The 13,936-nt window shown below is 72.9% G+C and carries 11 protein-coding genes and 1 pseudogene; 7 read left to right on the top strand and 5 right to left on the bottom strand.

What is annotated here, in order from left to right:
• Positions 1-172 precede the first annotated feature (172 nt).
• Positions 173-1,723 carry an LVIVD repeat-containing protein gene (locus tag ACFYT4_RS13435; protein ID WP_389267725.1) on the bottom strand — a complete coding sequence of 517 codons (1,551 nt, stop codon included), beginning with the start codon at positions 1,721-1,723 and terminating at the stop codon, positions 173-175.
• 189 nt (positions 1,724-1,912) lie between these two features.
• On the opposite strand from ACFYT4_RS13435, the gene ACFYT4_RS13430 reads away from it, so the two are divergent.
• The 6 genes and pseudogenes from ACFYT4_RS13430 (at position 1,913) to ACFYT4_RS13405 (ending at position 7,932) form a co-directional block, all read left to right on the top strand.
• Positions 1,913-2,572: a DUF305 domain-containing protein gene (locus tag ACFYT4_RS13430; RefSeq protein ID WP_389267724.1), complete on the top strand. Its 660-nt coding sequence runs from the start codon at positions 1,913-1,915 to the stop codon at positions 2,570-2,572.
• Between the two features lie 435 nt (positions 2,573-3,007).
• A complete protein-coding gene (locus ACFYT4_RS13425; protein ID WP_389267723.1) occupies positions 3,008-4,366 on the top strand; it encodes an FAD-dependent oxidoreductase in 1,359 nt (452 codons plus the stop codon).
• A gap of 83 nt (positions 4,367-4,449) precedes the next feature.
• Positions 4,450-5,008, top strand: a pseudogene (locus ACFYT4_RS13420) (WD40/YVTN/BNR-like repeat-containing protein); the annotation flags it as partial.
• 70 nt (positions 5,009-5,078) lie between these two features.
• Positions 5,079-5,759, top strand: a complete 681-nt coding sequence (locus ACFYT4_RS13415) for a uracil-DNA glycosylase (RefSeq protein ID WP_389267722.1) — start codon at positions 5,079-5,081, stop codon at positions 5,757-5,759.
• Positions 5,756-6,913 (top strand): N-acetylglucosamine kinase, encoded by a 1,158-nt coding sequence (locus ACFYT4_RS13410; RefSeq protein WP_389267721.1) that lies wholly within the window; start codon positions 5,756-5,758, stop codon positions 6,911-6,913. Before ACFYT4_RS13415 ends, ACFYT4_RS13410 begins: the two co-directional genes overlap by 4 nt.
• 98 nt (positions 6,914-7,011) lie before the next feature.
• Positions 7,012-7,932 carry a sirohydrochlorin chelatase gene (locus ACFYT4_RS13405; RefSeq protein ID WP_389267720.1) on the top strand — a complete coding sequence of 307 codons (921 nt, stop codon included), beginning with the start codon at positions 7,012-7,014 and terminating at the stop codon, positions 7,930-7,932.
• A 112-nt stretch (positions 7,933-8,044) separates the two neighbouring features.
• Here the strand turns inward: ACFYT4_RS13405 and ACFYT4_RS13400 are convergent, their stop codons facing one another.
• Positions 8,045-9,094: a lactonase family protein gene (locus ACFYT4_RS13400; RefSeq protein ID WP_389267719.1), complete on the bottom strand. Its 1,050-nt coding sequence runs from the start codon at positions 9,092-9,094 to the stop codon at positions 8,045-8,047.
• Between the two features lie 24 nt (positions 9,095-9,118).
• On the opposite strand from ACFYT4_RS13400, the gene ACFYT4_RS13395 reads away from it, so the two are divergent.
• On the top strand, positions 9,119-10,024 hold the full coding sequence (locus ACFYT4_RS13395; RefSeq protein ID WP_389267718.1) for a TetR family transcriptional regulator: 906 nt from the start codon (positions 9,119-9,121) through the stop codon (positions 10,022-10,024).
• A 32-nt stretch (positions 10,025-10,056) separates the two neighbouring features.
• Here the strand turns inward: ACFYT4_RS13395 and ACFYT4_RS13390 are convergent, their stop codons facing one another.
• From ACFYT4_RS13390 to murJ, 3 genes are all read right to left on the bottom strand, one after another.
• Positions 10,057-11,295: an Ig-like domain-containing protein gene (locus tag ACFYT4_RS13390; protein WP_389267717.1), complete on the bottom strand. Its 1,239-nt coding sequence runs from the start codon at positions 11,293-11,295 to the stop codon at positions 10,057-10,059.
• Positions 11,296-11,534: 239 nt separating this feature from the next.
• Positions 11,535-12,074 carry a sigma factor-like helix-turn-helix DNA-binding protein gene (locus ACFYT4_RS13385; RefSeq protein ID WP_389267716.1) on the bottom strand — a complete coding sequence of 180 codons (540 nt, stop codon included), beginning with the start codon at positions 12,072-12,074 and terminating at the stop codon, positions 11,535-11,537.
• A 56-nt stretch (positions 12,075-12,130) separates the two neighbouring features.
• Positions 12,131-13,816 carry a murein biosynthesis integral membrane protein MurJ gene (gene murJ / locus ACFYT4_RS13380; protein WP_389267715.1) on the bottom strand — a complete coding sequence of 562 codons (1,686 nt, stop codon included), beginning with the start codon at positions 13,814-13,816 and terminating at the stop codon, positions 12,131-12,133.
• Between the last annotated feature and the right edge of the window lie 120 nt (positions 13,817-13,936).

Below are 13,936 nucleotides of genomic sequence, written 5' to 3'. Positions count from 1 at the left end.
GGGGCGGCCCCCCCCCCGCGCCGCGGCCCCGCCCGCGGCCCGGGCCGCCGGGGGCGGGGGGGGGCCCCCCCCGGGGGGCCGCCCCGCCCCCCCCCCCCCCCCCCCCCCCCCCCCCCCACCCCCTGACCCCGGCCGACTGCCGGGTCAGCTGTGCTCAGAGGGAGCGGACGGCTCAGTCGTCGTCGTGACCGTCATCGTCGTCGTCATCGTCGTCGTCATCGTCGTCGAAGTAGTCCGGCTGGGTCTGCACATTCAGCTCGGACAGCCGCACCCGCTTCGCCGGGTCCGTACGCCTGTCGTTGATCTTCAGGACGTCAAGACCCTTGGCCATGTCGTTGGAGTAGATGTAGCCGTTGTAGTAGTACGCGGACCACGAGCCTCCTCCGACGAGCTGGCTGGCGGAGATGGGACCGCGCTCGAAGAACCCGATCTCCTTGGGCTGGGACGAGTTGGTGAAGTCCCACACCGAGATTCCGCCCTGGTACCAGGCCTGGACCATGAGGTCACGGCCCTTCACCGGGATGATCGAGCCGTTGTGCGCCACGCAGTTCTCGGTGCTCGCCTGGTGCCGGTCAATCTTGAAGTAGCTGCGGAAGACGAGCTTGCGCTTGTCGCCCTTGCCGGTGATGTCGTAGATGCCGTCGGCACCGCGGTTGGGACCGATCTGCGCGTTGCAGGTCGGCGCGCCGCCGCCGCCGAGCTCGTCGGTGAAGACGACCTTGTTGGCGCCCTGGTTGAAGGTGGCCGAGTGCCAGAACGCGAAGTTCACATTGTCCTGGACACGGTCGATGACCTTCGGCCGCTCCGGGTCCTTGATCGAGAACAGGATGCCGTCGCCCATACAGGCACCGGCGGCCAGGTCCTTCGAGGGGAGCACCGTGATGTCGTGGCAGCCGGTGGTCTTGGAGACGCCCGGGTTGGTGGGTCCGCCGGGGTTGCCGCCGCCGTCGGGTCCCTCACCGGGGAACAGGACGGGGAAGCCCACGACCTTGGCCTGCTGCGGAGCCTTCTTCGGCACCTTGATGACCGAGATGCCGTCGTGCGGCGGCTGGCAGTCGGGGAACGCCGCCTGGGGCGAGTACGACGACACGTACACGTACACGTTCTTGCGGTCGGGCACCAGCGTGTGGGTGTGCGAACCACAGGCGGTCTCGACGGCTGCGACGTACTTCGGGTTGCGCTTGTCGCTGATGTCGAAGATCTTCATGCCCTCCCAGGAGTCCTTCACCGCGGCGGACTGCGACGTGCTGTTGCACGAGTTGTCGCTGCGGGAGGAGTCCGTGGACAGGAAGAGCAGGTTCCCGGTGACCGAGATGTCGTTCTGGCTGCCGGGACACAAGACCTGCGAGACGGTCTTCGGGGACCTCGGGTTGCTGATGTCGAAGATCCGGAAGCCGTCGTAGTTGCCCGCGTAGGCGTACTTGCCCTGGAAGGCGATGTCCGAGTTGGTGCCCTGGAGGGCGTCCTTCGGAACGTTGGCGAGATGCTCGATGTTGGCGCTGTGGACGATTTCGTCCACGCCGGGTATCGCGCCGCTCTCGATGGCGGCGCGCGCCTGGGCCTCCTGGCCCGAGGAGATCTCCTTCTTCGGGACGGGGGTGTCGCCGGGGTCGGGGATGGCGGCCGCGGGTCCGGCCGTCAGCAGAGTGGCCAGGAGTCCGGCCGCGGCGGCAGCCACGCCCAGACGTCTGCGCCGGACTCGGGTGGTGTGCAACAGGGTCACTGCGTCCTCCCTAGTATCCGTTCTGGTCGAACGGTTCACGCACCACGGAAGTATCTTCCCTTGCATGCGCATTTCAATAGATGGCTACATACACGTCATGAAAGTTTTCGATCAATGTGACTGGGAACTGGCGAGTACGGTGCCCAAACACCCCAAGTGCCCCAGGAGGTCCCGTTGTTGAGTAACCGTTTGGCTACCGGCGTACGCAGATCCATCGCCGCTTCCGTGGCCCTCGCCGCCGCGCTCGCCCTGGGCGCGTGCGAGTCGAATTCCGGCAATGACTCTAAAAGTAAGGCGGAAAAGGCGAATTCAGGCGCTTCCGTGGTGGCACCGGGCAAACCGGGTGAGCCGGCCAAGACTCTGACGCCTGAGCAGGCCACCAAGGCCGCGCCGAAGGACACCCCGAACGACGCCGACTTCGCGTACGCCCAGATGATGATCAAGCATCACGGCCAGGCGCTGACCATGACCGACCTGGCGGCGGACCGGGCCGCGTCGACGCAGGTCAAGAGGATCGCGGAGCGGATATCGGCCGCCCAGAGGCCGGAGATCGCCGCCATGGAGGGCTGGCTTGCGAACAACGGCGCGGGCAAGGCGAAGGGCGGTCACGACCACGGCTCGATGGCGATGCCGGGCATGGCCACGGACGCCCAGCTGAAGCAGTTGCGCGCGGCGAAGGGCAAGGCGTTCGACGAACTCTTCCTGAAGCTGATGATCACTCATCATCAGGGGGCCGTCACCATGGCCACCGACGCCCTGTCCGACGGCAACAACATCCTGATCCAGGAGATGGCGAACGATGTGATCTCACAGCAGACGAGCGAGATCGGGCGTATGCGGAAGATGTGACGAGGCCCCCGGGGCCCTCCGGATCCCGGCAGGGATGCGCGGTCCCGCGTGCGCTTCCGCGAGGGGCGGCTGCCGGCGGGCGTGCCCGAGGAGCGGTGGCGGCGGGGCGGAGAGCCGCTGAACGGGTGGCACCGCCGCCGTCACGGGCCCGCGACCGGTTCGGGCCCGGGGCCGGCGCCGGCGCGGGTCGCGGGCCGGCACCGGTGAGGAAGCCGGTACGGGTCCGGGGCCGGCGCGGGCTCCGGGCTGCGCGGGAGCACCCGCCGCCCGCGCCTCGGCTTTCCGCCGGCCCCACCGGTGCCGGGCGGACACGGCCGCACGGATGTCCGGAAGGGAGCCGGGATCGCGCCCGTCCGGCGGCGCGCGTGCCGGGGCATCTCCCCAGGCACGTGTCCCGGTGCGATGCTGGAGTCCCCTGCTGGAAGGAGCGCAGCCGTGCTTCGCGTCGCCGTCGTCGGTTCGGGACCCAGTGGGGTCTACACCGCTCAGGCCCTCGTCCAGCAGAACCGGGTCCCCGATGTCCGGGTGGACGTCCTGGACCGGCTTCCCTGCCCCTACGGACTCGTGCGGTACGGGGTCGCGCCCGACCACGAGAAGATCAAGTCGCTCCAGAACGGTCTGCGGACCGTGCTGGAGCACGAGCGGGTCGACTTCATCGGCAACGTCGAGGTCGGTGCGCACGGACTGGGACCCGAACGGCTGCTGGAGCTCTACCACGCCGTCGTCTACTGCGTCGGCGCGGCCCGGGACCGCAGGCTCGGCATCCCCGGCGAGGATCTGCCCGGCAGTCATTCGGCCACCGACTTCGTCTCCTGGTACAGCGCGCACCCCGACGCGGCGGACGGCGCGTTCGGCCTGTCGGCCCGGTCGGCCGTGGTGATCGGCGTCGGCAACGTGGCCGTCGACGTGGCCCGGGTGCTGGCGCGGGCCGCGGACGAGCTGCGCCCCACCGACGTCCCGGAGGCCGCGCTGGGCGCGCTGGCGCTGAGCGGGGTGCGCGAGGTGCACATGGTGGGCCGCCGCGGGCCGTCCCAGGCCAAGTTCACCACCAAGGAGCTGCGGGAACTGGGCTCCCTGCCCTCGGCGGAGGCGGCCGTCGACCTCTCGGACCTCACGCTCGACCCGGCGTATGTCTCCCCCACCGCCGCGGCCCTGCTGCCCGCGGCGGGCCGGCGCAATCTGGAGGTCGTACGGAGCTGGGCGGACCGGCCGGCGGCGGACCGCCGGGAACGGCCGCGGCGGATCCGGCTGCGGTTCTTCCTGCGCCCGGTGGAACTGCTGGAGGAGGGCGGCCGGGTCGGGGCCGTACGGTTCGAGCGGACCGTGCCGGATGGCGAGGGCGGGGTGCGGGGCACGGGGGCGTACGAGGACATCGAGGCGCAGCTGGTGCTGCGGGCGGTCGGCTACCGGGGCGTGCCGCTGCCCGGGCTGCCCTTCGACGAGGGGCGGGGGACGGTGCCGCACGCGGCGGGGCGGGTGCTGCGGGACGGGGTGCCCTCGCCCGGTGAGTATGCGGCGGGATGGATCAAACGCGGTCCGACCGGGGTGATCGGCACCAACCGGCCGTGCGCCAAGGAGACGGTGGCCTCGCTGCTCGACGACGCTCCGGCCCTCGCGGACCGCCGGCCGGCCGGTGATCCGCTGGAGGCGATGCGGGCGGCGGGGCACCGGCCGGTGTGCTGGCCGGGATGGCGGGCGATCGAGGCCGCCGAGTCGGCGCTCGGGCTGTCCCTGGGGCGGCGGTCCGTGAAGATCCCCGACTGGGAGGGGCTGCTGACGGCGGCCGGTCACTGACGGACACCCCGTCCGAGCTGCGGCGACGCCCGCCGAGGGGCCGCCGTCGGTGGCCGGGTGCACACCGGCCCGTATCCGCGCGCAACGGCGGGGAGAGCCGGGCTCCGTCGAACGAGGGCGTGTCCGCGGTCCTCCTGCCCGATCCCCCTCCGGAGTTCGGGCGGAGCGTGCAGCAAGATCGCGCAGGACGCGGGCGACCCCGGCCGGCCCTGTCTCCGGAACCACCGGGGTGTGTACCGCAGCGACGACGCGGGCGCGCGGTGGACGGACATCGGCGGCGGGCTGCCCTCGGACTTCGGTTTCGCCGTCGTCGCCGCCCATCCGCACCGGCCGGACACCGCGTACGTCTTCCCGATCACCGCGGTCGGCGACCGGGTGCCCGCCGGGCGCCGGTGCCGGGCGTACCGCACGGCCGACGCGGGCGCGGGCTGGGAGCCCCTGTCGGCCGGGCTGCCCCGGGAGGACCACTTCGGGACGGTGCTCAGGGACGCCCTGTGCACGGACGGCAACGGTCCGGCGGGGGTGTACTTCGGCAGTCGCGACGGCGAGCCGTACGCGAGCGCGGACGACGGGGACAGCCGGCGGCCGCTCGCCTCCCATCTGCCGGACGTGCTCTGTGTCGGGGCCGCGGCCGTGGGCTGAGCCGGGCCCGCGGGTGCCCGGGAATGGAGGCGTCGGTGACGGTGCCGTTGGACCAGTAGAGTGACGCCCCGTGACAGCGCGACGACCTCTGAAGGAAATTGTCGAGCCGGGGTGGGCCGATGCCCTCGAACCGGTGGCCGGGCGCATCGCCGCGATGGGGGACTTCCTGCGGGCGGAGATCGCCGCGGGACGCACCTATCTGCCGGCCGGACCGAATGTGCTGCGTGCCTTCCAGCAGCCGTTCGACGATGTGCGGGTCCTGATCGTCGGTCAGGACCCCTACCCCACACCGGGACACGCGGTGGGGCTGAGCTTCTCCGTCGCCCCCGAGGTGCGGCCCGTGCCGGGGAGCCTGGACAACATCTTCCGGGAGATGCACACGGATCTGGGGCACCCCCGGCCGTCCAACGGGGATCTGACCCCCTGGACCCGCCAGGGCGTGCTGCTGCTCAACAGGGCGCTCACGACCGCCCCCCGCAAGCCCAACGCGCACCAGGGCAAGGGCTGGGAGGAAGTGACCGAGCAGGCCATCCGGGCACTGGCAGCCCGGGGCCGGCCGCTGGTGTCGGTGCTGTGGGGGCGCAACGCCCGCAATCTGCGTCCCCTGCTCGGGGACCTTCCGGCGATCGAGTCGGCGCATCCGTCCCCGATGTCGGCGGACCGCGGCTTTTTCGGGTCCCGGCCGTTCAGCCGGGCCAATGAACTCCTCGAACGTCAGGGGGCGGAGCCGGTCGACTGGCGGCTGCCGTGACCGCGGGGACACGGCGCCTGGTCCTGGGCGTGGACTCGGGGGGCTCGGGCCTGCGCGTGGCCCTCGCCGAAGTCTCCGGGCCACTGGATCCGTCCGGGGGCACGGACCGCGCCGGGGCGGCGGGCCCGCCCGGGGGAACCGGCTCGTCCCAGGGCGGCGACGGTGCGGCCGAGTCCGGTCCGTCTCGCGCGCGGACGGGTGCGGAGATCCTGGAGTCGCGGGTTCCGGTGCGCACCGGCCCCGGGGGCATCGACGCACAGCATCTGCTGGAGCAGGTGCTCCCGATGGCCCGCACCCTGCTGGAGCGCGCCGCTGGCCGTGACCTCGCCGCGGGCGCGGTCCGCGCCCGCGGCGAGGAGCGGACCGTCGAGGCCGTGGCGGTCGGCGCGGCGGGGATGGCGTCGCTCGGCGGGCGGTTGCGGGCCGAACTCCCCGGGGCGCTGGCCACGTCGCTCGGCGTACGGCGTCTCGCGCTCGCCGCGGACGCCGTCACCGCCTACGCGGGCGCGCTCGGCCAGCGCCCCGGGGCGGTCGTGGCCGCGGGCACCGGCATGATCGCGCTGGGGACGGATCTGTCCGGCTGGCGGCGGGCGGACGGCTGGGGTCATCTGCTGGGCGACTGCGGCAGCGGCGCCTGGATCGGCCGGGCCGGTCTGGAGGCCGCGCTCCGTGCCCACGACGGCCGGCGCGGTGGCTCGGCCGCGCTGCTGGCCGCCGCGGAGGCGGTGTTCGGCCAGGCTCCGCGGCTGCCGGGGATGCTGTATCCGCGTCCGGACCGGCCCGCCGTGCTGGCCTCGTTCGCGCCGGAAGTCGCCCGCTGCGCCGCCGGCGGGGACCCGGTCTCGGCGGACGTCCTCGCCCGCGCGGCGGCGCACATCGCCGAGTCGGCGGCGGCCGTCTGCCCACCCCTCCCGCCGGGGGCGCCGGGCAACCGGCCCCTCGTCGCGCTGACAGGTGGCCTGTTCAGGACGGGGGACCCGCTGCTCGTACCGCTGCGGGCGGAGCTGGCCGTACAACTGCCGTACGCACAGCTGGTGCCCGCGTCCGGTGATCCGCTCTCGGGGGCGCTGCTCATCGCCTCGGCGCTGGCCACCGGGTCGCTGCGGCTGCCGCGGGAGTCGGGCCTGCTCCACGTACCGCCGGAGCAGGGGTGACGACCCGCGCCGACCCCATCGGATAAATACGGACAGATAACGCTTGGCCACCCCCTACCCGAACAGCCGTGGCGGCAAAACCAGTAGCATGCGGCGCCATGAGCTCCCCCACCGGGCCCGCACCCGGCCTGCCCGTACGCAATCCGCGCCCCCGCCAGTCCGGCCGCCACCGCCGCCCGGAGCCCGTGGCGGCTCCCGAGGGCGCGCCCGCGCTGGTTCTCGCCGTACCCGGCGTTCCGACGGCCGCCACCCGCGGTCTGGCCCAGGAAGTCATAAGCATCGCGCGCTCCGAACTGCCCGGCCTGGATGTCGGCATCGGCTATCTCGACGGCGACGACGAGGGGGACCCCGCGTTCCCCGCACTGGGAAGCGTCCTCGCGCGCACCGCCGCCCTGCGGACCGAGCGGTACGAGATCGCCAAGGCCGCGGGCCGCGAGGTGGCCGAGCCCGAGGGGCCCGCCTCCGTGGTGGTGCCGCTGCTCGCCGGCCCCGACAACGTGCTGATGCGCCGTATCCGTCAGGCCGTCATGGACAGCCGTTCGGCGGTCGAGCTGACCGATGTCCTCGGACCGCATCCGCTGCTGGCCGAGGCCGTCCACGTCCGGCTCTCGGAGGCCGGTCTGGCACGCGCCGACCGGGCCCGGCTGTTCACCGTCGCCACGGCCGCCGACGGCATCATCCTGGCGACGAGCGGTGGCGACGAGGCCGTACAGGCCGCCGGGATCACGGGCATGCTGCTGGCGGCGCGCCTCGCGGTGCCGGTGATGGCCGCCGCGCTCGACAAGGAGGGCTCGGTCGCCGCGATCGCGGGGCAGCTGCGCGGCTCCGGCTCGTCGCAGCTCGCCCTGGCCCCCTATCTGGTCGGTCCCGAACTGCCCGAAGGGCTGCTGGAAGCGGCAGTCGAGGAGGCGGGCTGCCCGGCCGCGGAGCCGCTGGGCGCCTATCCGGCGATCGGCAAGCTGGTGCTGTCGCAGTACACGACCACGCTGGGCATCAAGCCGCAGGCGTCCACCCGCTGAGGCGCGGCCCGCCCGCCCACGCGCCCCCGGTTTCGTACCGGGTGGACCCCGCCGGACCGGTGAAGCGGTCCGGCCGGGTCACGTGCCGGGGCCGGGGCGGCGGGGCCGGAGCTCAGGCGAAGACGACGCAGGAAGCCGCGGGGGCGTCCAGGGAGCCCGCCCTCCGCGGCACACCTGTCTCGGGGTCGATGTCGAACCAGGTGACGTCCCCCGAGCGTTCATTGGCGGCGTAGAGCCTGCGGCCGGACGGATCCAGCGCCAGATCGCGCGGCCAGTGGCCGCCGCAGGGCACGGTGGTGACCAGTTCCGCCCGCTCACCCGTCTCGTCGAGCGCGAGGACGGCGATGCTGTCATGACCTCGGTTGGCCGCCCACAGATGGCGTCCGTCGTGGGAGACGACCACCTCGGAGGGGTACGCGGGCCCTTCCACGCCCTCGGGCAGGACCGGTGCCTCGGCGACCGGTTCCAGTACGCCCGCGTCCGCGTCCCAGCGGCACACGGTGAGCGTCGGCACCAGCTCGTTCAGCACATAGGCGTGGGTGCCGGCCGGGTGGAAGGCCAGATGGCGCGGGCCGGTGCCGGGCCGCAGCGCGGTCTCGCCGTGCTGCCTCAGCTCGCCGGCCCCGGGGTCGAGGGCGCAGACGCGCACGGAGTCCGTGCCGAGGTCGACGCCGAGCACCCAGCGCCCGCTGGGGTCGGGCACCACCTGGTGCGCGTGCGGGCCGCGCTGGCGGTCGGGGTCGGGTCCGGCACCCTCGTGCTGGAGGACTCCGCTCGCGGCGCCGGGCCTGCCGCCGTCGCCGACGGGGAGCACGCTGACGCTTCCGGAGCCGTAGTTGGCGGTCAGCAGATGGCCGTCGGAGACGGCGAGATGGGTGGGCCCGGCGCCACAGACGGGTACCCGGACGCCGAGTGGCCGGGGCGCGGCGCCCCGGACGTCGAAGGCCGCCACGGCGCCTTCCGGGGTTTCGGAGACCGCGTAGAGGACGGGGGCGCCGGCGGCCACGGAGAGGGCGAGATAGGAGGGGTCCGCGACCGCGTCACTCGCTCCGGTCTCGGTCAGCGCACCGGTTTCGCCGTCAACGGCCGCGGCGATGATCCCCCGCCCCCCGGCCGAGGTGAACGATCCGATGAACGCCCGTCCCGTGCTCTTGTCGCCCACGGCGCTTTCCTCCCACTGATCGCTGTGTGTGCCCCGGCCGACGGTAGCAGCGGTCTAGACCAAGTGTCTGTAGACGGGACTCGCGCGGATCCGCAGTGGTTACCCCGCGAACGCCTCCCCACACCCTCCGTGCCCGGGAAAGAGCACCCGCATCACCGGTCACCCGTCGCGTCGCAGGTCGCAGACGTGCGCAGGGGGCCGACACGGAGGGGCGCGGGGGCGCGGACCGGCGGACGCGCGCCCCATGTTGAGCCGGAGGGTGTCGATGGGACCCGGCGGGCGGACGGGGCGATCGGGCTGTTCGGCGTGCGCGGCCATGCCGCCACATCGCTGCGCGCGGTCACCGAGGCGGCCGATGCCAACATCGCCGCCGTCAACTACCACTTCGGCTCCAAGGAGGGCCTGCTGCGCGCGGTGATCGGCCGGGCCATCGGCCCCGTCAACACCGAGCGGGAGCGGCTCCTCGACCAGCTGGTGTCGCGGAACGGCACCCCGGCCGCGGAGGATCTGGTGCGCGCCTTCGCCGAGACCGGCGCGAGCCTGGTGTCCGGCGGGGGGAAGGAAGGCGACGACGCGGAGGTGGCCCGTTTCCTCGGGCGGGTGATGTTCGAGCCCGAACCGGCCGTGCGCCGGATCTTCGCGGACGAGGTCGGCCCGGTCGAGGGCCGCTATCTGGAGGCGCTCGTCGACGCGCTGCCCGCGCTCCCCCGCGAGGAGGTCGTCTTCCGCTACCGGACCATGGTCGGCCTGCTGGCCCTCCATCAGACCGGCGCGCTGGACGACCTGTCGCCGCACGAGGGCGCGGCCGACGGCGGTTCCCCTTCGAGTGCCGACGGCGGTGCCAGTTCTGGTTCCGGTTCCGGTTCCGCGGATGACGACCGGACGGCGCGACTCGTGTCGGCCGTCACCGCGATCTTCCGTACGCCCTGACGAGAGGGGGGGGTACGGGCCTGGCCGGGGGATCAGCCGAGGGCGCTGCCCCGCTGCCACGCGGCCCAGTCGACGTTCCACGCGCCGTAGCCGTTGTTCACGGCGACGGTGTCCGTGGAGTTGACGACGGTGACCGGGTCACCGTAGTGGACCTGATCGTAGAACCACTTGGCGTCCGCCGTACTCATACCGATGCAGCCGTGACTGCCGTTGACCCGGCCGAACTTGCCCTCGTTCCAGGGGGCCGCGTGGGCGTACGTACCCGAAGGGGTCAGCTGTACGTCCCACTTCACATCGCCGAGGTCGTACGCCTCGGGCCCGAAGATGCCGACGGTCGCCGAGTTCATCCGGATGGTGGGGACCTTGCCCAGCACCACCATGGTGCCGTTCCAGGTCTCGAAGCCCTTCTTGCCCGTGGAGACCGGCAGCGTGCGCAGGGTCTTGCCGTTCCGTGAGACGGTGACCGTCTTCTTCACCACGTCGACCGTGCTGACGGTCGCCCGGCCGATGGTGAAGTCGATCTTCCGGGTCTGTGTGCCGTACAGACCGCCGCCGGCGTCGACACCGTCGAGGTTCATGTTCAGGGAGACCTTGGTGCCCGGCTGCCAGTACTCCCGCGGCCGGTAGTCGATCCTGTCCCTGCCGTCGCGGTCCTTCATCCAGCTCCACGCGCCCGGTACGGCGGGAGACGCGGTCACCCGCAGGCCGCGCTCGACGGCGGCCTTGTCGTGGATCGGCTTGTTGAAGACGATCGACACGGGCAGCGCCACGCCGACGGTCGAGCCCTTGTCCACGTTGTACTCACCGACGAAGGTCCGCGCCTTCGGCGGCTCGGCCGTCGTGAACGTGCTGCGTTCGGTGACCTGCCTTCCACCGGTCCCCGCGGTCGCCTCCACCGTGTAGGTCACTCCGGGTGCCGGCTTCGCGGCGGAGGTCCAGGAGTCTTTGCCGGCGGAGTACGAACCGTTCAGCGCGCCGGGCCCGTTCGCCGTCACCTTCACCGAGGTGAGCCTGCCTCCGTCGGCGCGGACCGTCACCTTGCCGTCCACCGGTACGGCCGAGGTGTCGGACGCCGGCGTGATCGCTATCCGCGCGGGCCTGGCGCCGTCCTCAGCGCCGTCGCCACGCCCTCCGCCGCCCTCCGAGCCCGAGGCGCCGGTGCAGGCGGCGAGGGTGAACGACGCCGCCACGGCCAGCGCGGCACCGCGGGTCGCCGGCCCCAGGCCGACCGGCCTTCCGGAACGGCGTCGGCGCACCGGAACATGTTTCATGAGCTGCCCTCCGTCGAACGGAATCTGTTAATGACCTTAGTAGACGTTGGAACAGTTCGCCTCAGTTCCCGCTGAGGCGGGAGCACACGGGCGCGCGTCACACCGCGCCGCGCCAGGGCACGACACGGCACCGCACGGCACGGATTGCCGTTCCGTCACAGGCCGTCGTCCACTCGCGGCCGGTGCCGGGTCGACGCGGTCCGCCGTCCCCGTATCCGACGCGCCGCACAACAGGCCCCTCAGGCACGGATGCTCGCCTCCCCCCGGTCGCGAAGATGTGCGCCGAGCGCGGTCCTGGCCCTCCGCAGCCGGGTCTTGACCGCACCGGGAGTCGCGCCCGTCTCCTCGGCCACGACGGCGATCGGCAGATCCAGCAGATAGTGGAGGACGACGGCACGCCGCTGGTCGGGACGGAGTCTGCGCAACGCGTCGACCAGCACGACATGATCGGGCCCGAGACCGGGCAGGTCCGGGGGCGGCCCGTGCCGGGCATGGGCGCGGGCGCGGTTCCGCGATTTGCGCCAGGAGCTGACGGCGAGTCGCATCGCGACCGTACGGATCCACGGTGTCGGGTCCTCGCCGCCGGCCGTCAGCCGGTCCCAGCGCTGCCATGCGCGGGCGAAGGCCTCCTGTACGGCGTCCTCGGCCTCGGTCACCTCACCGGTCATCGCGTACACGGCGGCGATCAACTGTTTCGCGCGGGACAGGTAGCAGGCGTCGAACTCCGCGCGTACGGCCCCCCGGTCGGCGGCGGCCCATTCGGTCAGGGGCGCGCTCACCGTCCGTTCCGCACTCGCCTTCCGTTCCGCACTCAGGCTCAGCCGGGTCATCCGCCTCACCCGCCCGTCGTCTGCCGGTGCCGTCCACGGGAGCCGGGCCCACGGCCGAAGCGGCCTGGTCTCCTCGGCAACCGGCCGGATCTCCCGGACAACCGGCCGGCGAGGGCACTGACTTCGGTGATGCGCAGCGGCCCGGACAGCACGAGCACCGACACCGCGATCGCGAGGCTTCCGGCCACGAGCCCGGCCAGATCCCCCAGAGGACCGGGCCCGAGTGTCCGGCCGGCCCACACGGCCGCCGCGTACGCGATGACCGCGCCCGGCAGACTGGCCACGACCAGGGCCGCGTGGGTGATCAGGACCCGTCTGCCGCGCAGACCCCTGCCCCGGCGCCGGGGGTCCAGCGCGCGCAGCCGCCGGTGCAGTACCCATGCGGTGCACAGCACCCCGACCAGACAGGCGACGGCGTACGCGCCCGCCATCCCGGCCACGGCGTGGCGCGCGGGCAGAAACCGGTACGCGGCGGCCGTGCCGACGGCGTTGAGGCCCGCGATGACCAGTGTGAGCAGAAACGGGGTGCGGGTGTCGGAGAGCGCGTAGAAGCCTCTGGCCAGCGCGTACTGGGCCGCGAAGGCGGGCAGTCCGGGGGCGAAGGCGGCCAGGACGAGCGCGATCGCCCGCGCGTCGGCCTCGTCGACCTGGGCGTACTGATAGGCGACACCGACGACTTGCGGTGCCAGCACCACGAAGACGACGGCGGCCGGAACGACGGCGACGGCCGAGACGCGCAGTGCGCGGGTCAGGTCGGCGGCGATGCCGCGGGTGTCACCGGCGACGGCGGCGCGGCTCATCGCCGGGAGGAGCGCGGTGACCAGCGACACGGTGATCACTCCCTGCGGTACCACCCACAGCTGATAGGCATGGGTGTACGCGGTGTAGCCGACGCCCGCCGTGATTCCCTCGGCGCTCGCGTTGAGCCCGGCGGAGGTGGCGAGCCGGGTCACGACCCAGTACGCGATCTGATTGACGAGGACGAGCGCGAGCGTCCACCCGGCGGCGCGCATCGGGCGGGTGAGGCCCGATCCCCGCCAGTCGAAGCGGGGCCGCCAGCGGAATCCGGACGCGCGCAGCGACGGGACCAGCGCCAGTGCCTGCACGGCGATCCCGGCGGTGCTCCCGAGTCCCAGCAGCAGCATGTGCCCCTCGCTGACCTGCGAGGCGTCGGACGTGTCGGCGGCGACAGCCAGATAGAGGCCGAACACGGCGATGACGACGACGTTGTTGAGGACGGGGGTCCACATCATGGCCCCGAAGCGGTCGCGGGCGTTCAGTACCTGGCCGAGCAGGGTGAACACCCCGTAGAAGAGGATCTGCGGCAGACAGAACCGGGTGAGCGCGAGGGCGAGTTCGCGCTGGGAGCCGGTGTAGTCGGTGTACGCGGTGACGATCCAGGGTGCCGCCAGGACGGCGGCGGCCGTGATCGCGAACAGTGCGAGGGCGCATGCGGTGAGCAGTCTGTCGGTGTAGGCGACACCGCCGTCGGCGTGCCCGCGGGCGGCCTTCACCAGCTCCGGTACGAAGACGGAGTTGAGGGCTCCGCCGATCAGCAGGATGTAGACGATGTTGGGCACGGTGTTGGCGACGTTGAAGGCGTCGCCGATCAGCCCCGTGCCGAGCGCGGCGACCACGACCGCGCCGCGCACGAAGCCCGTGAGGCGCGAGACGAGCGAGCCGAGGACCATCCGGGCACCCCCGGAACCCTTCTGCGACCGAGCCGCCGGGACGCCTTCCGCGGTGCCCTGCCCCGGGGTGCGCGGCAGGCGCCGGGCGGTCTCCCCGGCCGTGGCGGCCGAATCGGGCCG

The sequence above is a fragment of the Streptomyces sp. NPDC004609 genome (genome assembly GCF_042873655.1).
In the GTDB taxonomy this organism is placed as follows: Bacteria; Actinomycetota; Actinomycetes; order Streptomycetales; family Streptomycetaceae; genus Streptomyces.
Note: the sequence above shows the minus strand (reverse complement) of the source record. Positions and strands in the feature narration are given on the sequence as shown.